The 23,152-nt window shown below is 53.6% G+C and carries 28 protein-coding genes; 11 read left to right on the forward strand and 17 right to left on the reverse strand.

Annotation, left to right across the window (positions count from 1 at the left end; genetic code table 11):
• Positions 1-157 precede the first annotated feature (157 nt).
• Together DYU11_RS30515 and eboC are read left to right on the forward strand one after the other, a co-directional pair.
• Complete coding sequence (locus DYU11_RS30515) at positions 158-1,090, forward strand: TatD family hydrolase (RefSeq protein ID WP_119671540.1); 933 nt, start codon at positions 158-160, stop codon at positions 1,088-1,090.
• 189 nt (positions 1,091-1,279) lie between these two features.
• Positions 1,280-2,155, forward strand: coding sequence for a UbiA-like protein EboC (gene eboC, locus DYU11_RS30520; RefSeq protein WP_119671541.1), 876 nt, complete (start codon positions 1,280-1,282; stop codon positions 2,153-2,155).
• Positions 2,156-2,270: 115 nt separating this feature from the next.
• Here eboC and DYU11_RS30525 read toward each other — a convergent pair whose 3' ends face one another.
• The 11 genes from DYU11_RS30525 to DYU11_RS30575 form a co-directional block, all read right to left on the reverse strand.
• On the reverse strand, positions 2,271-2,702 hold the full coding sequence (locus DYU11_RS30525) for a BrxA/BrxB family bacilliredoxin (protein WP_119671542.1): 432 nt from the start codon (positions 2,700-2,702) through the stop codon (positions 2,271-2,273).
• Positions 2,703-2,758: 56 nt separating this feature from the next.
• Entirely contained in the window at positions 2,759-3,070 is a 312-nt protein-coding gene (locus DYU11_RS30530; RefSeq protein WP_119671543.1) for an SUF system Fe-S cluster assembly protein, read from the reverse strand.
• Between the two features lie 12 nt (positions 3,071-3,082).
• Entirely contained in the window at positions 3,083-3,517 is a 435-nt protein-coding gene (locus DYU11_RS30535; RefSeq protein ID WP_119671544.1) for a SufE family protein, read from the reverse strand.
• A 72-nt stretch (positions 3,518-3,589) separates the two neighbouring features.
• The gene (locus tag DYU11_RS30540) at positions 3,590-3,805 is read right to left on the reverse strand and encodes a type II toxin-antitoxin system RelE/ParE family toxin (protein ID WP_119671545.1); all 216 of its coding nucleotides are present in this window, start codon (positions 3,803-3,805) and stop codon (positions 3,590-3,592) included.
• Complete coding sequence (locus DYU11_RS30545; RefSeq protein ID WP_119671546.1) at positions 3,790-3,993, reverse strand: hypothetical protein; 204 nt, start codon at positions 3,991-3,993, stop codon at positions 3,790-3,792. Before DYU11_RS30545 ends, DYU11_RS30540 begins: the two co-directional genes overlap by 16 nt.
• Positions 3,994-4,071: 78 nt before the next feature.
• Positions 4,072-4,353: a type II toxin-antitoxin system RelE/ParE family toxin gene (locus DYU11_RS30550; RefSeq protein WP_229366128.1), complete on the reverse strand. Its 282-nt coding sequence runs from the start codon at positions 4,351-4,353 to the stop codon at positions 4,072-4,074.
• Entirely contained in the window at positions 4,350-4,571 is a 222-nt protein-coding gene (locus DYU11_RS30555; protein ID WP_119671547.1) for a hypothetical protein, read from the reverse strand. Before DYU11_RS30555 ends, DYU11_RS30550 begins: the two co-directional genes overlap by 4 nt.
• Before the next feature lie 19 nt (positions 4,572-4,590).
• Complete coding sequence (locus DYU11_RS30560) at positions 4,591-5,829, reverse strand: cysteine desulfurase (protein ID WP_119671548.1); 1,239 nt, start codon at positions 5,827-5,829, stop codon at positions 4,591-4,593.
• Between the two features lie 125 nt (positions 5,830-5,954).
• Positions 5,955-7,280 (reverse strand): Fe-S cluster assembly protein SufD, encoded by a 1,326-nt coding sequence (gene sufD / locus DYU11_RS30565; protein WP_119671549.1) that lies wholly within the window; start codon positions 7,278-7,280, stop codon positions 5,955-5,957.
• Positions 7,281-7,372: 92 nt separating this feature from the next.
• Positions 7,373-8,128 (reverse strand): Fe-S cluster assembly ATPase SufC, encoded by a 756-nt coding sequence (gene sufC, locus DYU11_RS30570; protein WP_119671550.1) that lies wholly within the window; start codon positions 8,126-8,128, stop codon positions 7,373-7,375.
• Between the two features lie 167 nt (positions 8,129-8,295).
• A complete protein-coding gene (locus DYU11_RS30575; RefSeq protein WP_119671551.1) occupies positions 8,296-9,537 on the reverse strand; it encodes a DUF11 domain-containing protein in 1,242 nt (413 codons plus the stop codon).
• A 331-nt stretch (positions 9,538-9,868) separates the two neighbouring features.
• On the opposite strand from DYU11_RS30575, the gene DYU11_RS30580 reads away from it, so the two are divergent.
• The 6 genes from DYU11_RS30580 to DYU11_RS30605 all read left to right on the forward strand — a co-directional run bounded on the left by DYU11_RS30580 (position 9,869) and on the right by DYU11_RS30605 (position 15,367).
• A complete protein-coding gene (locus DYU11_RS30580; RefSeq protein ID WP_229366129.1) occupies positions 9,869-11,413 on the forward strand; it encodes an arginine deiminase family protein in 1,545 nt (514 codons plus the stop codon).
• Between the two features lie 378 nt (positions 11,414-11,791).
• Positions 11,792-12,721 carry a citrulline utilization hydrolase CtlX gene (gene ctlX / locus DYU11_RS30585; protein WP_119671552.1) on the forward strand — a complete coding sequence of 310 codons (930 nt, stop codon included), beginning with the start codon at positions 11,792-11,794 and terminating at the stop codon, positions 12,719-12,721.
• A gap of 64 nt (positions 12,722-12,785) precedes the next feature.
• Positions 12,786-13,244, forward strand: a complete 459-nt coding sequence (locus DYU11_RS30590) for a MarR family winged helix-turn-helix transcriptional regulator (protein WP_119671553.1) — start codon at positions 12,786-12,788, stop codon at positions 13,242-13,244.
• A 46-nt stretch (positions 13,245-13,290) separates the two neighbouring features.
• Positions 13,291-13,503, forward strand: coding sequence for a hypothetical protein (locus DYU11_RS30595; RefSeq protein WP_119671554.1), 213 nt, complete (start codon positions 13,291-13,293; stop codon positions 13,501-13,503).
• Between the two features lie 13 nt (positions 13,504-13,516).
• A complete protein-coding gene (locus DYU11_RS30600) occupies positions 13,517-14,401 on the forward strand; it encodes an NAD(P)H-binding protein (RefSeq protein ID WP_119671555.1) in 885 nt (294 codons plus the stop codon).
• 117 nt (positions 14,402-14,518) lie between these two features.
• Positions 14,519-15,367, forward strand: coding sequence for an SDR family NAD(P)-dependent oxidoreductase (locus tag DYU11_RS30605; RefSeq protein ID WP_119671556.1), 849 nt, complete (start codon positions 14,519-14,521; stop codon positions 15,365-15,367).
• A gap of 30 nt (positions 15,368-15,397) precedes the next feature.
• On the opposite strand, the gene DYU11_RS30610 is transcribed toward DYU11_RS30605, so the two are convergent.
• The gene (locus DYU11_RS30610; RefSeq protein WP_119671557.1) at positions 15,398-16,651 is read right to left on the reverse strand and encodes an aspartate aminotransferase family protein; all 1,254 of its coding nucleotides are present in this window, start codon (positions 16,649-16,651) and stop codon (positions 15,398-15,400) included.
• A 42-nt stretch (positions 16,652-16,693) separates the two neighbouring features.
• On the opposite strand from DYU11_RS30610, the gene DYU11_RS30615 reads away from it, so the two are divergent.
• The gene (locus DYU11_RS30615) at positions 16,694-17,824 is read left to right on the forward strand and encodes a hypothetical protein (RefSeq protein ID WP_119671558.1); all 1,131 of its coding nucleotides are present in this window, start codon (positions 16,694-16,696) and stop codon (positions 17,822-17,824) included.
• 7 nt (positions 17,825-17,831) lie between these two features.
• On the opposite strand, the gene DYU11_RS30620 is transcribed toward DYU11_RS30615, so the two are convergent.
• From DYU11_RS30620 to DYU11_RS30630, 3 genes are all read right to left on the reverse strand, one after another.
• Entirely contained in the window at positions 17,832-19,043 is a 1,212-nt protein-coding gene (locus DYU11_RS30620) for a hypothetical protein (RefSeq protein WP_119671559.1), read from the reverse strand.
• Positions 19,044-19,118: 75 nt separating this feature from the next.
• Positions 19,119-19,958, reverse strand: a complete 840-nt coding sequence (locus DYU11_RS30625; protein ID WP_119671560.1) for a type 1 glutamine amidotransferase — start codon at positions 19,956-19,958, stop codon at positions 19,119-19,121.
• Between the two features lie 105 nt (positions 19,959-20,063).
• Positions 20,064-21,164 (reverse strand): carboxylate-amine ligase, encoded by a 1,101-nt coding sequence (locus DYU11_RS30630; RefSeq protein ID WP_119671561.1) that lies wholly within the window; start codon positions 21,162-21,164, stop codon positions 20,064-20,066.
• Positions 21,165-21,308: 144 nt separating this feature from the next.
• Here DYU11_RS30630 and DYU11_RS30635 point away from each other — a divergent pair, with 144 nt between their 5' ends.
• Positions 21,309-21,572: a hypothetical protein gene (locus DYU11_RS30635; RefSeq protein WP_119671562.1), complete on the forward strand. Its 264-nt coding sequence runs from the start codon at positions 21,309-21,311 to the stop codon at positions 21,570-21,572.
• Positions 21,573-21,599: 27 nt separating this feature from the next.
• Entirely contained in the window at positions 21,600-21,815 is a 216-nt protein-coding gene (locus DYU11_RS30640; protein WP_119671563.1) for a hypothetical protein, read from the forward strand.
• Between the two features lie 5 nt (positions 21,816-21,820).
• Here the strand turns inward: DYU11_RS30640 and DYU11_RS30645 are convergent, their stop codons facing one another.
• The gene (locus tag DYU11_RS30645; RefSeq protein ID WP_119671564.1) at positions 21,821-22,618 is read right to left on the reverse strand and encodes a penicillin-binding transpeptidase domain-containing protein; all 798 of its coding nucleotides are present in this window, start codon (positions 22,616-22,618) and stop codon (positions 21,821-21,823) included.
• Positions 22,619-22,666: 48 nt separating this feature from the next.
• Positions 22,667-23,134, reverse strand: coding sequence for a GNAT family N-acetyltransferase (locus tag DYU11_RS30650; protein WP_119671565.1), 468 nt, complete (start codon positions 23,132-23,134; stop codon positions 22,667-22,669).
• Positions 23,135-23,152: the final 18 nt, after the last annotated feature.

Below are 23,152 nucleotides of genomic sequence, written 5' to 3' on the forward strand. Positions count from 1 at the left end.
TTACCACTTATCTATCTAGTTAACTAATAGACTTGTTAAGAGGTTATGAAAAGAAACAAAAAATGAGATTGGAGACGCATCACTAGAAATGGCTATTTTGTTGAACTTTGCACGTTAGAATCGGACGTACTGAACGCCCTTAGCAATTCAACTATTTATGAGCTTCTTGGACTCCATCCGTGGCATGACATTCTTCGACATGCATGTTCACATGACTTCGCGCACCACCGACGATTACCAGGCCATGGCCGACGCGGGCGTTGTCGCCCTTATTGAGCCGGCGTTCTGGCTGGGGCAACCCCGTACGGGAGTCGATTCGTTTCGGGATTATTTTGCCAGTCTGGTTGGGTGGGAGCGTTTCCGGGCCTCGCAGTTTGGTATCCGGCATTATTGCACCATCGGCCTGAACTCAAAAGAAGCTAATCAGGAAGCACTGGCCGAGCAGGTTATGGAAATTCTGCCGCTTTTCATCTATAAAGAAGGCGTAGTGGGCGTTGGGGAGATTGGCTTCGACGACCAGACGGCGGCCGAAGAAAAATACTACCGGGCCCAACTGGAGCTGGCTAAAGAGGCCGGCCTGCCGGTGCAGATTCATACGCCCCACCGCGATAAAAAACAGGGTACCAGCCGCAGCATGGACATTGCCATTGAACACGGCATCGACCCCAGCATGGTAATCGTCGATCATAACAACGAAGAGACGGTACGTGAGGTACTGGACCGGGGCTTCTGGGCGGGCTTCACCATTTATCCGTTTACCAAAATGGGCAACGAACGGATGGTGGAAATTGTGAAGCAGTACGGTCCCGAGCGGATCATGGTCAATTCGGCCGCCGACTGGGGCATCAGTGATCCGCTGGCTGTGCCTAAAACGGCAGCCCTCATGAAAGAGCGCGGCATTTCGGACGAAGCGATCCGGCTCGTAACGTTTACGAATGCCGTTACCGCTTTTGCCCAAAGTGGCCAGTTAAGTATGGCTGATTTCGATCAGCCTCTGGATATTGATCAGAGTCAGCGCTACAACGGCAGTTCCGTACTGCGCGGTGGGCAGGCTCCACGGGTAGATAAAAGTTCAACAATTATCAAATGAGTAAAGAGTGAAGAACATTTAACCGTATTTAACGTGAATTATAGATAAGCATTTGATCTATAAGAGCCGGGGTTTGTCATCCCGACGTCGGGATGACAAAGTAGACTAAGGTAAATATTTGTCATTTAGAATGTTAGGCTCATTATTATCTGTAACTCACGTTATTTGTTCTTTCCCTCATTCGCCTTTATGCTCCTTGCTCTTTTGCGCCTGACGCGTCCGGCAAATTTAGTGACGGCAATTGCTGATGTGCTGGCGGGTATGGCCATTGCCGGGTATTTTGTACTAGTCAAAGCGCCACCGGCTCCGGTTGGCTGGCTGTGTCTGGCAACGGTTGGCCTCTACGGGGGAGGGGTCGTTTTCAACGATGTCTTCGACGCTGACCTCGACGCCATTGAGCGGCCGGAACGCCCCATTCCCAGCGGTGTCGTTAGTCGGCAGGCGGCCGCTACGTTAGGAATGGTTCTGTTCGCTATTGGCATTGCGGCCTCCTTTGCCGTCAACGCAACAGCCGGCGTTCTGGCTATTGCGATTACGGTAGCTTCACTGGTTTACGACCGTTTTGGTAAACACCATGCTTTTCTGGGGCCGATCAACATGGGGCTATGCCGGGGGCTGAATCTGCTGCTGGGAGTCAGTATCTTACCCGATCAGGTGTTGCCCTGGGCGTGGGTTGGACTGATACCGATAGCCTACATCGGAGCCATCACGATGATCAGCCGGGGGGAGGTGCACGGCGGAAAGGCGGGAACCCTGCGGCTGGCAGGATTGCTCTACGGTGTCGTGATCGCGTGTATTGCGGCTATTGCGCAGCGTCGGCAGCAACTGGGCACGGCACTGCCATTTCTGTTTATTTTCGGCTACTACATTTTCCCACCGTTGTGGCGGGCTACCCGCGAACCCATTGGTCGGAACATCGGACTGGCCGTAAAAGCGGGGGTTATCTCACTGATCGCCATGAACGCAGCCTGGGTAGCTGCGTTCGCATCGTTTCCACTGGCAATGCTGGTGTTCTGTCTGCTGCCGCTGTCCCGGCTACTGGCTAAACTGTTTGCCGTGACGTAGCTGAAACAAAAATGTCATCCTAACAACAGGAAAGATCGTTCATGGAAGCTGTAACTATCGGCTACCAAAGACCCTTCCTGTCGTCAGGATGACAAAGTCCGTTCAGAACAACCCTTTACGCGTTGGCCGGATCGCAGAACTCTTCCAGCGCCATTTCGAGGTGCTGAGCGATCATCTGCGCCGAACGGCCTTCAATGTGGTGCCGCTCAATGAAGTGCACCAGCTCACCATCCTTGAAAATACCAATCGACGGCGAAGACGGCGGATACGGCAGCAGGAACTCCCGCATCTTTGCCGTGGCATCCAGATCAGCCCCGGCAAAAACCGTTACCAGTTTGTCGGGCTTCACCTGGCTATTCGCCAAAGCTGCTTTTACGCCCGGGCGAGCTGCACCGGCTGCGCAACCGCATACGGAGTTCACCACCACCAGCATGGTGCCTTTGGTGCTCTCCATTGTTTCTACCACTTCGTCCGGCGTGGTCAATTCCTGAAACCCAACGCTCGTCAGGTCTTCCCGCATCGGGACAAGCAAATGAGGAGGATACATAATCAGTTTACAGTTTGTAGTTAGTAACAATCCGCCGTAGCGGTTTACAGTTAGGATTACATGAACCCAAGTTCAAGTTTCGCCACTTCCGACATCATCTCGGTAGAGTAGGGCGGGTCGAAGGTCAGCTCAACGCTTACGTCGTTAACGCCTTCAATCTCGCGGACCTTCTGCTCGATCTCTCCCGGAATAGTACCGGCCGAGGGGCAGGAGGGCGATGTCAGCGTCATCAGGATGTACACGTTATTGACCGGAAATATCTTGATGTCATAAATCAGGCCCAGTTCGTATACGTCTACCGGAATTTCGGGATCGTACACGCCCTTAAGCGCCATCACAACCTGTTCTTTCAGCTCTTCGTCTGTCATGGTAGGGAAACGTTATGCATTTGATTTTAGATCGGCCTGTACGGTCGAAAAATCTTTCATCTGCTTCAGCATCGACGCCAGACCGCCAGCCCGGCGTGAGGTAACCAGGTTACTCAACCCGATTCGCTCAATGAAATACAGGTTGGCGTTGGCTACATCCTCCGGTTTCTCGCCGTCGAGCACCCGGATCAGCAGACTGACCAGCCCCTTGCTGATCTGAGCGGTCGGTTCACTATCGGCCTCAAAATGCACGTTGTCGCCGTTCATTTCGCTGTGCAGCCACACTTTCGACTGGCACCCCCGGATCAGCTTGTCGTCAGTACGGTACTGCTCCGGCATCGGCGGCAGTTTTTTGCCGAGGTCGATGATGTATTGTGTTTTGTCCAGCGGATCATCGAACAGATCAAATTCCTCGATGATATCGTCCTGCTTTTCGTTGATAGTCATGCTAATCTTTGGAATTGCTAGCTTGGTGTCGAATGGATACCAGGTAAATTGTGTCAATCAAAAAGACGTATTTTACTCGATATCGACCAACCAGAATTTCCCGATAAAATAAAGATCATGTTTGGGAACAAGTCTGCCCATCTCAGGAAACTCGGCTAACAAGCTCAGCTTCTTGTCCGGTTCATCTGTCCAGGTTTCGGATACAGCCGGTGAAATCTCATATAAGTCACTAAGAACGTTGTTAAGATGTTCTTTGGCACGTGACGTCCAGATTAAGGCTGTGGCCATTTCTGCGTTTTAAGCCATTGGCGTGCTTCGGTCATTACGTCCTCATGTTTGTGAAGGTTACCCTTACGAATAGCATCCAGGGCGTTTTCCAAATCATCTAGAGACTGGAATCGATCAATGATCTCTTCCATTGTAAATTGCTCTGGCATACTCGCTAAACTTTCAATAACCCTCGTTTTGGTAAGCATGGCCGAAATAGCTTTAGGCGTTACGACATCATCTTCTTCACCCGGTGAATACCCTGTACCAGGCGTTATTAGTTATGATCAGATTCTTCCAAGTGGCCGGCTCATTGGCCGAACCGCCAGTATCAACGGTGTGTCATCCTGAATACTGTACACAATCCGATAGCTTCCTACAAATACTTCCCTGATAAACGAAATATAATAGTCAGGTACCATGCGACCCATACCCGGAAATTGTTCAATGAGATTCAGCTTCTTCTCCAATTGCTCTAACCATTCATCGGCTGCAACCATTGACAAATTGAGCAAAAACGAATAAATCTCCCGAACTTCTTCACGAGCAGACTCTTTCCAGTTAATCATGCCGTTTTTCCCGACTCTCCAGTTTTTTGCTGCCTCATCGCCTTAAGCTCCTGCATAACCTGCTCATGAGGAACCTGGGTCGTTTCACGCAGTCGGCTCTCAATTAATTTGATAAACAGAATGCGTTCGATGAGTTCGTCCGAGGAAACTTTGTCGGGTAATTCACTCAAACTGGCCAGAACCTGACTTTTATCCAAAAGTATTTCTTCAGTATGCACAGTTATAGCGATTTAGGCGTTACGACATCATCTTCTTCACCCGATGAATACCCTGCACCAGGCAGTCAATTTCGTCTCTGGTGTTATAAACCGCAAACGATGCCCGCGTAGTTCCGGCGATGTTGAACCGGCGCATCAGCGGCTGGGTGCAGTGATGGCCCGTCCGGACGGCAATGCCTAACTGGTCGAGAATAACACCGGTGTCCTGGTGATGGATTCCGTCCATGACAAACGATATAACGCTGATCTTGTCCTTGGCCTGACCGATAATACGCAGCCCCTCAATCTCGCTTAACTGCGCAGTGGCGTATTGAAGCAGGTCATGCTCGTGAGCGGCAATGTTCTCCTTACCCAGCGATGCCATGTACTCCAGCGCCGTTTTAACAGCCACTACGTCGGCGATGTTCGGCGTACCGGCTTCGAACTTGTATGGAATCTCGTTGTACGTCGTCTTCTCGAACGTCACCTCCTTAATCATCTCACCACCGCCCCGGTAGGGAGGCATGTCGTCCAGCAGCGCTTTCTTGCCGTACAGAACGCCCATGCCGGTCGGGCCATAGAGTTTGTGAGCCGAGAATACGTAGAAGTCTGTATCCAGTGCCTGCACGTCGATGTCTACGTGCGAAGTGGCCTGAGCACCGTCGATCAGCACCACCGCCCCAACGGCGTGGGCCATGTCGATGATCGTCTTGACGGGGTTGATCGTACCGAGGGCGTTGGATACGTGTACCACCGATACGAATTTAGTGCGGGCAGTCAGGAGCTTTTCGTATTCTTCCAGGATCAGCTCGCCGTTGTCATCAACCGGGATTACCTTCAGCACACAACCCCGCTCCTCGCAAAGCATCTGCCAGGGCACGATGTTGGAGTGGTGTTCCATGGTGGAGATGATGATCTCATCCCCTTCAGTCAGAAACCGGCGGCCGTAGGTCTGCGCCACGAGGTTGATCCCATCAGTAGTGCCGTATGTAAAAATGATTTCCTCCCAGTGCTTTGCGTTCAAAAACTGCTGAATAGCCCGGCGTGATGCTTCAAAAGCGGCCGTAGCTTTCTCGGCCAGGTGGTGAATACCCCGGTGAATATTGGCGTTGTAGCCTTCGTAATAGTTAGTCAGGGCGCCAATAACCGACAGCGGTTTCTGGTTCGTGGCCGCATTGTCGAAGTAGACAAGGGGCTTGCCGTTAATTGACTGGTCAAGTACCGGAAAATCCCGGCGGATTTGCTGTATATCGAGTGTTTTATCTACCGCAGTTTGCATAGGAACTTGGAGAGGTTGTCTTAAAATACAACAAAACCGGCGGGGGAAAGGTGCGGAATTGGAGGATGATATACGATGCGTGATGTGAGACTGAAAACAGCACATCCTGCACCGTATATCATTTGTTACATCGCCAGCTTCTGCTGCACAACGCCTTCGAGGTATTCGCGGATGGGACCAATCTTAATCTGGCTCAAGACGTCTTCGGCGAAGGCGTACATAAGCAGCGTTTTGGCTTCGTCTTTCGGGATACCCCGCGACCGCATGTAGAACAGCGCTTCTTCGTCGAGCTTACCCGTTGTTGTGCCATGTGAGCACTTTACGTCGTCGGCGAAGATTTCGAGCTGGGGTTTGGTGTTCATCGACGCGTTGGGTGATAACACCACGTTCTTGCACGACTGGTAGGCATTGGTCTTCTGCGCATCCGGCCGAACGAAGATTTTGCCGTTGAAAACGCCCGTACCGCTGTCGTCGAGGATACCTTTATAGAGTTCATTGCTGTAGGAGTTCGGCATGGCGTGGTCAACCAGTGTGTGGTTGTCGACGTGCTGCCGTCCATTGGGCATGTACAGGCCGTACATGAACGCTTCGCAGTGCTGACCGTTCAGGACAATGTTCAGGTTATTACGCACAAAATTACCGTTCAGCGTAACCGTTGCCGAGTAAAAATGGCTGTTATCGGCCTGATACACCTGCGTCGTGCCAATATGATAGGCCGCATCGCTTTCGTTCTGCACCTTGTAGTATTGAGCGCGGGCATCCTGCTCGACCACGATCTCCGTAACGGCATTGCTGAAGCTCGACCGGTCGCCGAGCGTACGGTACGATTCGGCCACGGTTACCTCGGCGTTACGGCCGACGATGATCAGGTTGCGGGGCTGTGAGGCAATGTTCTTCTCGCGGGCGTCGGTGATGAAGCGCAGGATAATGGGCTGTTCGACCGTTTTGCCGTTCGGTACACGTACCACCACGCCATCGTTGGCCAGGGCCGTGTTCAGGGCCGTAAAGGCGTTGTCCTGGTAATCGGCGTAGCGGGCAAAATGTTTGTCAATCAACTCCGGTTCGGCTTTCAGCGCGTCGGCGAAGCTGGTGATTTGTACATGGTCGGCCGGGCTCACAAGGCGCGACAGCTCGGGCTTGTACTGCCCGTTCACAAAGTAAAGAATGTTACCTTCAAGATTTGGGATCTGAAGATCATCCATGTCAGCTTCCGAAATGGAGGAGGCACCGTCGATATCAAACGCCTGTCTGATCAGGCTGTTGACGTTCGAGTACTTCCATTCTTCGTGCTTGATGGTTGGGAAGCCCAGCCGCTCAAACTGCTGCAACGCAGACCGGCGCAGCTGATGCAGCGGAGCTTTGCTCTCGCCGTTCAATCGCTCTTCGTTCGCCCGGAAAGCCGCCAGCAACTGGTCTTTAAACTGGTTGTATTGTTGATTCGATGGAGTCATAATTAGTTTACAGTTTACAGTTCACGGTTTACGGTTGGTTGGGTAGCCGGCAGGTTATACACCAAATACCGTAAACCGAACACTGTGAACGGCTAAGCAGCTTCGGCTTCGGCCCGAATCCAGTCGTACCCTTTCTCCTCCAGCTCGAGGGCCAGTTCTTTGGGGCCGGATTTTACGATGCGGCCTTTGTAGAGTACGTGAACAAAATCCGGAATGATGTAGTCGAGCAGGCGCTGGTAGTGGGTCACGACGATGGTAGCCCGCTCCGGCGAACGCAGCTTGTTCACCCCTTCGGCAACGATTCGCAGCGCATCAATATCAAGACCCGAGTCGGTTTCGTCGAGGATCGCCAGTTTCGGTTCGAGCATGGCCATCTGGAAGACTTCGTTCCGTTTCTTTTCGCCACCCGAGAACCCTTCATTCAGTGACCGGCTCAGCAACGACTGGTCAATGTTAACAAGTTTCATTTTCTCTTTCATCAGTTTCAGGAACTGCACGGCATCGAGCGGGTCCTGACCCCGGTGTTTGCGAATTTCGTTCAGGGCTGTTTTGAGAAAGTTGGTTGTGCTTACGCCCGGGATCTCGACCGGATACTGAAACGCCAGAAAGATACCCGCAGCCGCCCGGTCTTCGGGTGCCATGTCGAGCAGATCTTCGCCTTCAAACAGGACCGTTCCCTCGGTGATTTCGTAGTCTTCGCGACCAGCCAGTACGGAAGCCAATGTACTTTTTCCGGAACCGTTCGGGCCCATGATCGCGTGAACTTCGCCGGCATTAATCTGAAGATTGATGCCCTTTAATATCTGTTTATCGCCAATTGAGGCCTGTAAATTGCTGATAGATAACATGATAGGTTAGTCGTGGCAGCTAAAATGAAGCCGCAAAGTTAACACATGATTCGGTACTATACCTGTTACCGTAACAAATTCAGCGGGTTAAAAGTTGACGCCTGGCGTTAACAAAAAACCGGCTCCTGAAAAACACGGGCCGGTTCGCTGATCGGTATAGCCTGAATTTATCGTCCACCCCCTTCGGATGGGGATAAGCCCACCGGGATACGGAGCGATTTTCGGAGTGAAGTTCCCGCTGTCGACCGTCGGCTTCGGGTCTGCGCAATGACCGTCGGCACACACCGGGCGGGCGGACAGGTACAGATCGTGGGCGGCAACAAAACGGTCTGGTCGGCATAGCATCCTGACGCGTTGTAGACACGGATCGTATAGGGCGTACTGCTGGCAACGGCCGCCAGATTAACGGCCAGAACGCCGTTGGCGGGTACCCGGGCGGTATCGGCTAACGGTGTTGCAGCAGTGAAACTCGTTCCGGGGGTAATCTGGTACCGAAAAGCCGCCGACAAACCCGTGACGGCAATCTGCCCGTTGCTTTGGGGCGTGTTGTTCAAACAAGTGGCGGCTGCGGCAAACAACTTAAAGGCCGGTATGGTGTCTTCTTCAACAATAAACGGACAGCAGCTCAAATCGGCGCATTGACCGGCCAGGCTATCCGCCACCACCCGGTATTCGCCAGGAGCCGATACGGTGAATGAGTTAACCGGGCTGTCCTGCACCAACACCGAGCCCCGGTACCACTGATAGCGGCTGTAACCCGTTTTGACGGAAAGCACAAACTGGTATTCACTACCGCGGCAGACCTTGATAGGTACAGACGTACAGGCCTGAACCGTATCGACGCCGGGCAACGATGCGGTATTATATACAAGCCCATCCAGCAGGATTCTGGCCCGGATGATCAGGGTTGCCGAATCGCCGGGCGCTACGTTGGTGAGTGACCACGTACCCCCGGGAGCGGCCGCCGTGAATGAGCCGGCCGATGCGGTGGCCGCGATAAATTGCAGGTTGGTATCCAGTGAATCCCGGATGCTGAGGCTGCCGGATGCGGCCAGTCCGTTGTTCATCAGGCTGATGGTGTAGGTGAGCGTATCGCCCACAGCCGCCCGGGATTTATTGACCCGCTTTGTCAGGTGCAGACCAGGTAATGCTTTCGTCTCTGCGACCCTAAGGAAGGCGGGATGATCGGTTATGTCGACTGTTTTTGTCAGATCGGCCGGAAGGTCATTGGACCGATGCACGAATGCAAGGCTGCTGGTAAGGTCAGGTGTTACCTGTTGACTGTTGCTATCAAACGCCTGGAATACCCGTCCGGATTGAGCCAGCACCTGGCTCCAGACCAGGCTCACCAGCCAAACCAGCATCAGCCAGCCGCCAGGTTTAGTAGCGTGGGTATTAATTCGTCGCATGAGAGAATGGTGTATTGCTGCATCAACAAACGCGGTAACGCCTGGTGTGGTAGCACCGGCAAAGCCGGCGGCCGCGTTGGCCCGGATCAGCCCTGCTCAAGCCGAGATTGAACTAACCCGAACCGGTTTGGTGAAAGCAGTGACAAAATATGTGCCAGAGTATAGTCTTTTTAGTCTACTGTTTACTTAGAGAATGGGTTGAATTTAGGGCTAGTTACGCTGAAATGACCGTCAGCGAGCCGTTCCGCTGCTCACGTTAGCTTTCTTTTCCGGCCGCAAAACTGTACCTTGCCAACCCGGCAGGTTGCTTTATGGCCTTGCCGCTGATTGTATGAAAAATGGAAAACACGCTCTTGAGGCTCCAACTACGGCCGTAACCACGGACTCTATATTGACTAATTCATCGTCGCCGACAAAGCAGGCACCTGAGGGTCGGCCGGCCAATCGAATCAACGTTTCTTCTGAAGTTGGTACCCTGAAACGACTGCTCATTCACAGTCCGGATCGGGGATTAGGCAAAGTAATTCCGTCCAAAGCGCAGGACTGGCTCTTTGAAGATATTGTGCATCTCGACATGATGCGTCGGGACGAATACGATTACTACGTCAAGATTCTTCTGTATTTTCTGGATCCTGGCAAAGTCCAGGGGAAGATCGACTCGCTGGGGCCCGATGCTGACCGGTCGTTCTTTAAGCCCGACCATCCGGATTATTTTAAATCCGATAAAGTCATTGATATTCAGTGTCTATTGTCCGACATCCTGGCCGACGATGAAATACGCCCGAAGCTGATCGCGTCGATCTGCGCCGTCGAACGTACGTCGTTCCGGATTCAGCAGCAGCTCAACCAGTACGATCCGGTCGAACTGGCTAAAATCCTGATTTCGGGGTCGCTGCCCGACCGGGCGATGCTCTTCGCTCCGCTGCCCAACTTTATTTTTACCCGCGACATCGGCATCATCATCAACGACCACATTCTGCTGAACAAGCCCGCCAAACTAGCCCGGACCCGTGAGGCTTTGCTGGCTCAGTATATCTTCTTTCATCACCCGCTGTTTGCCGACTACCAGGATAAAATCATCGAAATTCCGGACAACGAGTATGCCTTTCTGCTGGCCGAAGCCGACACCGACCGCGACCTGACCCGGTCGACGCTGGAAGGGGGCGACGTGATGATGATTTCTCCGCGGCATCTGCTTATCGGAGTCAGCGAACGTACCACCCTGTATGCCGCTCAGCAGGTGATGCGGCTGGTGTTCGCCAAAAACCTGGTCGATACCGTCACCATCATCAAGATTCCGAAGAAGCGCGACTACATGCACATCGATACGATTTTCACGCAGGTGAAACGGAATGTGTGGGTGTTGCTGGGATCGCTGGCCCGGCTGGGCGACGAGGCCCGGAAGCGGGATATGCTGCACTTCTTTGCGCCGAAAGACCTGTCGGAAGATCTCCGCATTATGCAGTTTATCAAGGGGCTGGAACACAAACCCATCGAGATTGAAAACCTGGAGGACCTGCTGGCCGACATCAGCAAGAACGATCTTGGCGCCACCGAGCCCGTGCAGTTTATTTATTCGGGTAACAACGAGTTTCCATTTGGAGCGCGTGAGCAGTGGACTGATTCCTGCAACCTGCTGGCCCTGAAAGACGGCGTGGTAATTGGCTACGACCGGAACGAAAAGACCGCCGAAGCGTTCCGCGAAGCCGGGTTCGACGTAGTCGCGGCCGTTGATCTGCTCGCTCGTTTTGAGCGTGGCGAATCATCGCCGGAAACCATCGAGAACACGTTTATCATGTTGCCGTCCGCCGAATTATCACGGGCGCGGGGTGGTTCGCACTGCATGAGTCTGCCGCTGCTGCGCGCAGACCTGTAGCCAACCGGCCGGGCCGAAATCAAAAAATAGAACACCGATCGGGTGGTGAGCGTGGTTGGGGCAACTGGATTTTTCGGCCGCGCTCACGCTGTTTATCCGGCTGCGGATACGTGGCTTGCCAGAACCGCCGTACGTTTCCGGGGATTCATGCTAAGTCATTCTGTGTCAAAGCAAGTTCGGGCGTTGCCGGCAGCAACCTTGTGATCGAACCATAGACTTTGTCTGCAGTGAAATTGGCTGCCCGGGGTTGCTGATGAACTTTCGAAAATGCAGTACGCGTTCATTCAAACGTTGAACAATTGCTTTATCAATACTAATTTGCCTGCCGGTTAGGTATAGCTAACCGGCCCAATGCTCACTGACTGATCAACTAACTTCATGCAATCACAGGCTACTTCTCAGATTTTGATGATTCGTCCCGTCCGGTTTGGCTTCAATGAACAGACCGCCGGGTCGAATGCATTCCAGGACATCAAAATGGCGGCTCAAACCAAAGATGTGGCTCAGGACGATGCCCTGCATGAGTTTGACGAAATGGCCCGCCAGCTTCGGGCCCTGGGTGTCGATGTGATTGAGTACGAAGACTCGATTGAGCCTTACACCCCTGATTCCATTTTTCCCAACAACTGGGTATCCTTCCACGCCAGCGGTACGGTCGTGCTGTATCCGATGCAGGCCGAAAACCGGCGGCTCGAACGGCGGATGGACATCATTGACGATCTGAGCCAGCGCTTCCACGTAGCGAAGGTGGTTGACCTGACTGGATTTGAGCAGGAGGGTAAATACCTGGAAGGAACGGGCAGCATGGTACTCGACCGGATGAACCGGGTTGCCTTTGCGTGTCTGTCGCCCCGGACGCACCCGGACGTACTGGCAGAATTCAGCAACCGGACGCGCTACCGGGTTGTGTCGTTCCGGGCATCGGACGCCAACGACAAGGAGGTCTATCATACGAACGTACTGATGTGCATTGGCGATTCCTTCGCGGTGGTGTGTCTGAGCGCGATCAAGGACCCCGACGAGCGGCTGATGGTTCGGCAGGAACTGGAACGGCTGAACAAGCGTATCGTCGATATCTCGCTGGAGCAAATGGCTAGTTTTGCCGGTAATATGCTGCTGATTCAGAACCCGAAAGGACAGAAGCTACTGGTGATGTCAACGCGGGCTTACAAGTCATTATCGCATAAACAGATTGATCAGCTGGATGATTATGCAACCCTCATCCATTTTGACTTGTCTATGGTTGAAGGAAACGGGGGCGGATCGGCCCGTTGTATGATGGCAGAAGTGCATCTGCCAAGAAAATAGAATTATTGTTTGCACATACAAATAAGGATTCTTACTTTTGCAGAGGCAACACCAATAGAAAGCGATGACCAAAGAAACGATTGATACAGCAGATGTAAACGTTGATAATCGGTACAGTGCCTGTTTACTGTTCTCGGCCAACGCGCTCGCGCGGGTAATCACGGCCATCGGTGATGAGGAGTTTGGTCGGCTGGGGCTGGCGTATTCGCATGCGTATCTGCTCCGGGAGGTGGTTGATCAGCCGGGGGTAACTCCTACCCAGTTGAGCAATACGTTGTTTCTGACACCTTCGACCATCACCCGGCTGATCGAAAAGCTGGAACAGAAGCAACTGGTGGAGCGCCGGGCGGAGGGGAAAAATACCAAAGTGTTTCCAACCATTAAAGGCGAGCAACTCCGCGACGAAGTCGTAGCGGCCTGGCTTCGGACGTGGGATCGGTATTCGAATGCCATTGGTGAAGAACAGGTCAAAACCCTGACCCAGCAGATATTCAAGGCGGCTCAGTCGCTGGGTGCCGTTTAAATTTTTTGCCTAAAGTTGTTGTGTGTACAAGCAATCAAATGTTGGTATGAAAAAGAAAGAAGAAGCAGTAGGGCTGTTGGTAGGCAACGGCGATGCGGTCACGAAGCAGATTTGCCAGGCACTGGCTAAAGAAGGTATTACGGCGCTGGTCCGCCAGAAGGATACAGACGGCGTACTGCCTGCCGATGAACAGGTACGGCAGTTGGCCGGGGAGCCGGGAAAAGACCTCTTTTTCAACGGATGGAAATTGTTATTCTAACTAATCATACTTTATGCAGTACGTAATCACGGGTTCGCTGGGTCATACGGCCAAGCCCATCACCGAAGGTCTCGTCAAAGCAGGCCACACCGTAACAGTAATTACCAGTAAACCCGACAACGCAGCCGCCATTGAGGCCCTGGGCGCTAAAGCGGCCGTGGGTTCGGTCGAGGATGGCGAATTTGTTAAACAGGCCTTTGCCGGGGCTGATGCCGTTTATCTGATGATTCCGCCGAAATGGGGCGTAACGGACTGGCGTGGCTATCAGAACATCGTTGCCGATAATTACGTAGACGCCATCAAAGCCAACGACATCCGGTTTGCGGTGATGCTCAGCAGCATCGGTGCGCACAAAGGGCAGGGAACAGGCCCGGTCGACGGACTCTATGATCTGGAACAAAAACTGAAAACGGTTGCCGGACTGAACGTGAAGGTGCTTCGCCCGTCGTATTTCATGGAAAACCTGCTCAGCATGGTTGGTATGATCAAGGGAGCCGGTATTGTCGGCAGCAACTTCGGGGCTGACAAAATTGTGCTCGTACACACGAGTGACATTGCCACTGTCGGGTTGCAGGAATTGCTGAATCTGGATTTCACAGGCATACGGGTTCAGTACGTTGCCAGCGATGAACGAACCGGACAGGAAATTGCCAGCGCACTGGGCGAGGCCGTCGGGAAGCCTGACCTGCCGTGGGTTGTGTTCTCCGACGAGCAGAGCCAGCAGGGTATGCTGCAGGTCGGTATGAACGACGAAATGGCGCGGCTCTATACGGAAATGGGCCATTCGATCGCCGATGGCTCCATGCAGGCAGACTACTTTGCCAACCGCCCGACGCTCGGAAAAGTAAAACTGGAGGACTTTGCCCGCAACGACTTTGCGCCGGCGTATCAGGGTTAATTAGTCCTTGATCTGTTTGATAACCAGTGATTTGTCGACGCTGGCAGGCATATCAATAAAACCAAATCCTGTTTGTGTGAGTTGGGTTTAGGATACCACAGTAACCTGACTCGCACAATGGGAATTAAAACCACCCTCATTACCGGAGCCAATTCTGGTCTGGGACTAGCCACTGCCCGCGCACTTGCCCAGCGCAGTTTCGATCTTATCCTGCTTTGTCGTAACGAACAAAAAGGCCGCGAGGCACAGGCCGACGTGCAACGCGCCAATCCCAGCGTAACTGTCGACCTCGTTACCATCGATCTGGCTAACTTGGCTTCTGTTCGTCAGGCTGCCGAGCACGTCAAAAGCCACTATGACCGGCTCGATGTGCTTATCAACAACGCCGGCTATACACCCGCTAAGCTTGAATTTACGGCCGAGGGGATTGAGAAATCATTCTTTGCCAGCCACATCGGACATTTTGCATTGACGCAATACCTGACCGACCTGCTGACGAAAACAGCCGCTCAGACCGGCGATGTCCGAATCATCAACCTGTCGTCGGGGGCGCATCTGCTGGGCCGGAAAGAGCGGTTTTTCCGCCGGATCGATAACCTGGCGTTGTTTTCGGCTTATGGAGACGATAAACTGGCCAATCTGCTCCACGCCCGGAGTCTGGCTACGCACTTTTCCGGGCAGGGCATCACGGCCTATTCCGTTCACCCCGGTGCCGTACGAACCAATTTTGGCAGCGATACGCCCGGTTTTGTCGGGAAGGTATTCAAAGCGTTTGGGCCGGTAATGCGTACCCCCGAAAAAGGAGCACAAACCTCGGTTTTTCTGGCATCGGCCCCGCTTAAATCCATCGGCGAAAGCAACAACGGTGGCTATTTTGCCGACAGCCGTCCCAAGTCAACGCCCCACCGCGACGTAACCGACGACAATGCGGAGTGGCTCTGGCAGAAAACCATGCCCTACGTGTAGCAAACGTCGGGACGCTCGCCCTCGTATTGCTCACACAACGGCGTCAATCGCGTCAAGAATGATATCGCAGGCTGTGCGGATTTCGGCTTCCGTAATGACCAGGGGCGGAGCAAGGCGCATGGAGTTGTTACAGAACAGGAACCAGTCCGTAATTACGCCTAAGCCTGTTTGCCCCCTCGCAATGGCGTGGTCAATGATGGGTTTAAGTACGTCGAACGAGTCGAATTCTGCCGCCAGCATGAGGCCTTTGCCCCGCACTTCGCGAATAGCCGGATGCACCAGCAACTGCCGGAACAACTGGCCTTTGGCTTCGGCCTGTTCGTGGAGCCGTTCGTCGCGAATAACATTCAGCGTGGCCAGCGAAGCCGCGGCCGATACCGGATGCCCGCCAAACGTTGTGATGTGGCCCAGAATCGGGTTGTTTTTGAACACACTCATCACCTCCGCCGAACTGATAAAAGCGCCGATGGGCATGCCGCCCCCCATTCCTTTGGCGCAGAGCACTACGTCGGGGACGATACCAAAATCCTGAAAAGCCCAGAACGTACCGGTTCGCCCGAATCCGGTCTGAATTTCGTCGACAATCAGCAGGGCTCCTGTGTCCGTGCAGCGTTGCCGGACGGCCTGCAGGTAGGCGGGTTCAGGTACGCGCACCCCTGCTTCGCCCCCGATGACCTCCATCACAACGGCGGCCGTGCGGTGGCTGATCTGCTCGATGTCCGCCCAATTCCGATAGCGCAGGTGCCGGATGTCGGGTAGGAGAGGCCGGTAATTACGTTTAAAGTTCTCATCGCCCGATAGTGACAGTGCCCCCTGTGTAGAGCCGTGATAGGCGTTGAAACAGCTGATGATCTCACTCCGGCCGGTAAATCGCTTGGCCAGTTTCATGGCCCCCTCAACCGCTTCGGTACCGGAGTTGGTAAAATACACGTTGTCTAGTTGAGCCGCCGGGTCAGTATGCGCAAGGGTCTCGGCAAGGGCATGCGCCAGTTGGGTCTGGGGCGACTGAACGTATTCGCCGTATACCATCAGGTGCAGGTACTTGTCCAGCTGCTCATGAATGGCAGCCAGCACCCTGGGGTGGCGGTGCCCGACGTTGCTCACCCCAATTCCCGAAATCAGATCGATGTAGCGCTCATGCGCCGGACCGCCGTGTGACGGGCCACCGTGCGACGGACCGAATAAATAAACGCCTTCAGCCCGTTCAATTTCCAACCCTAACGGGAAATCAGAGGTCTGAGCTACGTGCTGAAAAAAAAGTTGGCGGTGCGTCAGCGTTTGCATGAACGTATTTACTACTATTACTTTACCTAAACTCCTGCGTTAATGAAAACACTTCTTCTTGGCTTGCTGTTCCTGCCTTTCTGGGGGTTTGCCCAATCCGTACGCATTACACCGGAAGATCTTCAGCGTAAAGAATCATTTCTGATCTTACAGGACGGGTCGGTAGTGCGCGGGCGTATCATTCGCCAGGACAGTACGGTGATTACCGTTCAGAAGCGAAATGGTGAATCGACGTTCATCGAAGCCGACCAGCTCGTTCGCATAACAGAAACCCGTCCCAATGCACCGGCCGCCGTTGGCCAGCAGCGAGTATCGCCGTATGAGGTTTATGTTTTCAGGGACGGAACGCAGGTTGAAGGTAAATTCGTTCGGCGCGACAGTACGATGATTACTGTTCGTAAACGGGATGGCCGACTAACCTACTTTGAGCCGGAACTGTTGCTCCGGGTGGATTCGGCCCAGGTAGAGGCCGTAACGCCTGATTCGGGCCGGACATTTCCGAACCGGTTTGCAGCCTGGCTGCTGACCGATCAATCGGCCTTCAATCCCGAAAAAGGGCGGGGTTATTACCGCAATGTGTGGCTGGCCTACAACGAAGCAGGTTATGGCATTACGTCCTGGTGGAGTGTAAGCGGCAGTGTGGTTGTGATTCCTGATCTGGACATCCAGGATGTTTTTATCAATGGATTCGTAACGCGTTTATCGACCAAACTAAGCATCCCGATCAGCAAACAATTTCGGGTTGGCGTGCGGGCTACGTACCAGCCTGCCAAACAGTATGACTACTACCGGGTAAATCAGACCTGGACGTTTCAGGCACTGGCGTCAATCGGTGACAGCCAGCAAAACGTAACGATTGGGTACGTACAAACGCGGTACGGGAATCCATCCGGGCAAAGCCGTTCGTTTGTAACGCTGGGCCTTGCTCAGCGATTGACCCGAAACCTGACGTTCGTCAGCGAAAATGCGATTTATCCCGACCGCCGGTTCAACAATCCGCTTTATACGTTATCGGCCGCGCTCCGGCTCAATCGACAGCGTCATGCTTTCGATCTGGGCGTTTACAGCTTTATTTTTCAGGAACTGTACAATGATCAGTGGCAGCTCAGGACACGAAATCGGTTCGTGCCGCTGCCCTACGTCGGCTATAACCTGATCATTGGCAAACCGTAATCCAGAGTTACTGCTCAAAGAAACCGACTGTCCCGCCCACCCAGTCGAAATCCTTGTTGAAGCGCACGCCGATCATTTCGCCCCGGCTCAGGCGGGCCAGATTGGTGAGCAGCAGGGGCCGGGGTTCGCGCTTGTGCCAGACGAACAGCATCCGTATTTCGCACTTGATGAGACCATCGGGAGCCTGAATCACTGGCTCGTATCTGACCTTGCGCTGCAACAGGTAATTGTGCCGTTCGGATTCGGGAATGGCATCCAGATCGGCGGATGAAATGCTCAGTTTGACCCCACTCCCCGCAAACGAATACAGCGGCTTCAGGACGTAGTTATCCAGATCAGCCGGGTACTCAACCAGGCTCGACAGGTAGTAGCTGGGCGGCACATACGGGCTGTTCAGCAGGGGGAGCGTGTACTTGCTGATGCGGAAAAACCAGTTCGGGTGGCCGACCCACTCCACGTCTACGTCATCGGTGAGGGTAAACTCGGTCTGCAGGTCCGGGAAGTTTTGCAGGTCGTCGAAGATCAGCCGGTTATAGATGCGCTTGATGTGAATCAGTCGTCCGTCTTTTTCGTAATACAGCTTTCGGTCCTGCTTTTTGATTTTGGTCAGGCAGACCGCGTCGATGCCGAGGTAGCGTTTGGTCAGGGCGAAGTCGATGCGGGTTTTCTGCTTTTCGGGGAAGATTTCCAGCAGGATCACCTCCTCCGGATCGCAGAGCCCCACAATCAATCGGCGCAGGTGCTGGAGGTACGTATCGTTGCTGTCGACGTTGAACAGGTGCGACAGGTTGTCGGGAATGGGAAAATGAGCCCGAAACTGATCGGCGATGTAGGGCTGAAACGCATACATCGACGGGAAACCCTGTAGCTCAATCAACTGGGGCGTAAGTTCGCCCTGCTCGTCCCGGCAAATCGCGAAGTCGATGGCCATGAACTGCGTATGGTTGCTCAGGTCGTCGGGTTGTTCGTTCGGCACCCGTTGCCCGGCCGGGATGGCTTTCTCGGTCAGTTCGGTGAATTGTTCGCCGGTAATAACATTGACGATGTCGTCGCAGGCTGCCAGTAGCTTGTCCGTCAGGGATTTCGGTACAAATACGGGCGTTTCGGCCACCCGGAAATCGAGCTGGCCGGGAAGATCGGCGTGAATGGCATCCAAAAAAGCCCGGTAACGTTCCGGGCTGAAAGCTTGGTTGTACGTCTGACGAACAGATTGAATCATACGGAAAGGGTTATACGAATAGTTGTTGGTGAACCAGTCGTCAGGCAGCAGACCGGTTCACCAACAGACCATACCTTATGAATGGGCTACATTTTCCTCGGCAATTTCGGCCAGGTCTTCAAGGGCATTACGCAGGAACACGGGTAAAATAACCGACTCTGTCAGGGCGATTTTGTCAGGGTCCTGCAGATAGGCAACCATTTCGTCGTATTTCTCCTGACCGTAGTTCAGCACGATGTGGTTGCGTTTTTCGTCGGTCAGGAAGTACCGCAGCATGCCTTCGCCATCGGCTTCGGGGTGGAACTGCGTCCCGAAAATCTCGTGGGAGAACCGAACCGCCATAATGGCCCGCTCCAGCGGTACGTGTGGTCTGTCCTTCTCCAGACAAAGAATTTTAGCCCCGATTTCGTCCAGCCGTTCCAGGTTTGGCTGCGTTACCTGATAATCGCGGGAATCTACGGCATAGAACGGATCGGGCAGCGGGTCCAGGTTGTGATACAACTGACCCTGCTCCGTTTTGTGCACCGGGAAGATACCGAACGAGGTCGATCTCCGGCGACTCACCTCGCCCAACTGCAGGTGCCGCATGACCAGTTGGAACGAGTGGCAGATCATGAACAGATACTTCTTTCGCTCGTTGGTACGGTTCCAGGCAAACAACTGATCGATCAGTTGAAAATACGGCGCTTCCCAGGCTTCGTCGGACGGCAGCGGACTACCGGGGCCGCCGGTTGAAATGTAAATATCGTAGTCCAGTTCCGGCAACTCATTGTTGGCCCGGACGTTGAAAATGTCGAACGTAACATCGATGTTTTCCCGCTGTCTGACGTTCCGGATGATCTGTAAGATACAACGCATACCCTCGTTGGCATGGTTGTCGTACATGTCCAGAATAGCTATTTTAACAAATCTCATAGGTTGTATGGCAGCCTGTTGCTGCTCGTTTAACGGTTAATGATGACTGGCTGCGCCATCAGGCGCGTACGGGTGGGGTGGGTTGCCAATCCTGTTGATTTATAACTACCTGATCCCGTGAGAAGTTTCTTCGACGATGTAATCCACTACTTGCTTCAGGTCGTTGGTCTGGTGGTAAACGGCCAGCTGACGGTCGGCACCCGTGCCCATCTCAAGAATTTTCAGTACGTACTCACACTCCTCGCGGCTTCCCAGTTCGTCCAGTACGTCGTCGATAAAATCGAGCAGTTCGTGAATCAACTGGTGCGTCGGCACTTCGGCCTGCTTTCCAAAATCAATCAGTTTGCCTTCGATCCCGTAGCGGGCTGCCCGCCATTTGTTTTCGCTGATCAGCACCCGCCGATACGGCCGGAAGTTCAGGTTCTGCCGGTGCAGCTTGTCGATTTTTGCCACCAGCGCCTGCATGATAGCCGCCAGGCAAATGGTTTCGTCGACCCGCATCGGTACGTCGCAGATGCGGAATTCGACCGTGTTGAAAAACGGGTGCAAGCGAATGTCCCACCAGATTTTCTTACCGTTGTCAATGCAGCCGGTTTTCACCAGCAGGTTGATGTATTCGTCGTACTCGGCCGCCGACGAAAAGAAATCGGGAATGCCGGTGCGCGGAAATTTATCGAAAACTTTTGAGCGGTACGATTTGAAGCCCGTATTGCGGCCCCGCCAGAACGGCGAGTTGGTCGACAGGGCGTAGATATGCGGCAGAAAATACCGCACCGCATTCATGATCTGAATCCCCTCGTTGCGGCTCTCGATCCCGACGTGTACGTGCAGACCGAAGATCAGGTTGGACCGGGCTACGTCGCGCATTTCTTCGATGAGCCGGTCGTACCGTTCGTTCGGGGTGATGAGCTGATCCTGCCAGTCGGAAAAGGGGTGCGTACCCGCTGCCGCAATTTTCAGATTCTGCTGGTCGGCAAGGTCCATGATCATCTTTCGCAGGTACGTCACTTCATGCCGGGCATCCTGGATATTATGGCAGATGTTTGTCCCCACTTCCACAACGGCCTGGTGCATTTCGGCTTTTACGCGCTCCTGAAGGGTAATCTGACCACCGTCGACAATCTTCGACATGTGTGACCGGAGTTCGCCGGTCTTTGGATCTATGGTTTGAAATTCTTCTTCGATTCCGAGGGTAAATACGGGCATTTGTACTGTTGGGTTTGGGTTTGGTGGGTTTAGCACCATAACGATGGATTAATATACCGTTTTTTATCAAAACCCAATGCCGAAAAGATGGTTTTTGTTTAAGGATCGATACAAAACCAATCTAATTCTAACACGAACGATAGCATGCAAACGTCACGGGAGAAAAAACTGATCGCGAAATACTGGGTGTTTGGAGGGAGTGGCGCGATGTTGCTCGGGAGCGGGTTATCCGTGCTGCTACACGGCTCCAAACTAAAAGAAATAGGGGCTGATTCGTGGTTTTGGGTCAGCACGGGCGGCTTCGCGCTTATCATGTCGGGCCTGAGTTTTATCGGCGATGCCAACCGCTTCCGGACGATGGTGGACGTACTGCGGGAGCTCGACGCGCGGGATAAGGCCGCTCAATAAAATCAGGAACGAAACGACTGGTTTTCTATGACCGCTTACGCTGAGCAACTCGAAGATTTTATTCAGGACGTACTGATTTCGCTGCACGCCAACATCCGCGATCTGGAAGAGAAACGTACCTTCGCCGACCCCGAAGAGCACAACTACATCGACGGGCGGCTGTTCAGCTACGTTGAGGTACTGGCTATCCTGCGGGCGTCGGCAAAGGATACGGGCATTGATCCCAGGCGGCTGGGGTTATAAAGCGCTTACTCAATGGCCTTCAATTGCCGGAGTACGGCTTTGGTGATCGTCTTGCGGCAGGCCCCAAAGTCGGGGTTTGGCGTTGAGCGTGGTTTGATGAGCCGGGTTGCAAAAAAGTAGACATTGTCGTCGCGTTCGACGTAGCCGACCCACCAGCCCGTATCATTGCCGCCGTAGCGCGTCCAGCCGGTTTTGGCCCGAATGGTGTAGGTATCCGTTTTCTCGGCGACCATGATCCGCTTCAGAATGGCGTAGCTGCGTTTGGAAAAGGGGAGTTTTTCGTCGTAAACATCCTTCAGAAACGTAACCTGATTGCGGGGCGAAATACCGAACGCGCCAAAATTCCAGAAATCATCGTCCGGGTGCGACAGAGTACCGTTGCCGTAATGGCACCGCTGGAGGTATTGCCGATACCGGTCTTTGCCGATTCGTTTGGCCAGCTCAATGTACACCCAACCCGCCGACTGCTCAAACGCTTCCTTCATGGTCATGTCGTGGTAGATCTCGGGCCGGTAACCATACAGCACCGTGTCGACCTTCCCCACCCACTTAACGACTTCGTTTTCGTCCCTGATCACGCCCGTTTCGAGAGCAATCAGGGTGTTGATGATCTTGAAGGTTGAAGCGGGCAGCGTTTCGTTTTGGCTGTCAGCTTCATCGCTGACGATCCACTGCCGGTGTCTGGAATCATAAACCGTTATGCTGCCGTTGAGCCGGCAATCCTGAAAAGGTTTTTTGAGATCAACCTGGCCGAAGGAGGTGAGTGACGAGAGAAGCAGGAGGCAGAAAAACCAGTAACGCATGGACGGAAGGTACGTAACTACTTGATGAGGAAACGGAAAAGTCGGGAGTTACGATACTAACGTACGTTTCATGCCCTCATGCGTCGCCTGAAATCCCAGCGATTCGTAGAACTGGATAGCGCGGGGGCGTTGCTTATCGGTGGTCAGTTGCAGAACGTAACAACCTCGTTCGGTAGCCCGCTCAATGGCGTAGTTGAACATCCGGGTACCCAGCCCTTTTCCGCGATGGACAGCGCTCACCCGTACTGCTTCGATCTGAGCCCGCAGCCCGCCCTGATGCGTCAGGTACTGAAGGAACGTCAGGTGAAATGTACCGGCAATTTCTCCGTCCAGTTCAACAACGGTCAGTTCCTGGTTGGGGTCATTGCTGATGCGATCAAAAGCCCGTAAATAACAGTCGGGGAGGGGAGTTGCCAGCCGTTCGCGCCGGGCGCCGAGCGGATCGTCGGCCAGCATGGCAACAATAGCCGGCAGATCGGCTTCGGTGGCCAGTCGATAGGTGGGTTCTGGAATCATGTGGATGTGTGTGGTGCC

Source organism: Fibrisoma montanum (assembly GCF_003583365.1).
GTDB lineage: Bacteria > Bacteroidota > Bacteroidia > Cytophagales > Spirosomataceae > Fibrisoma > Fibrisoma montanum.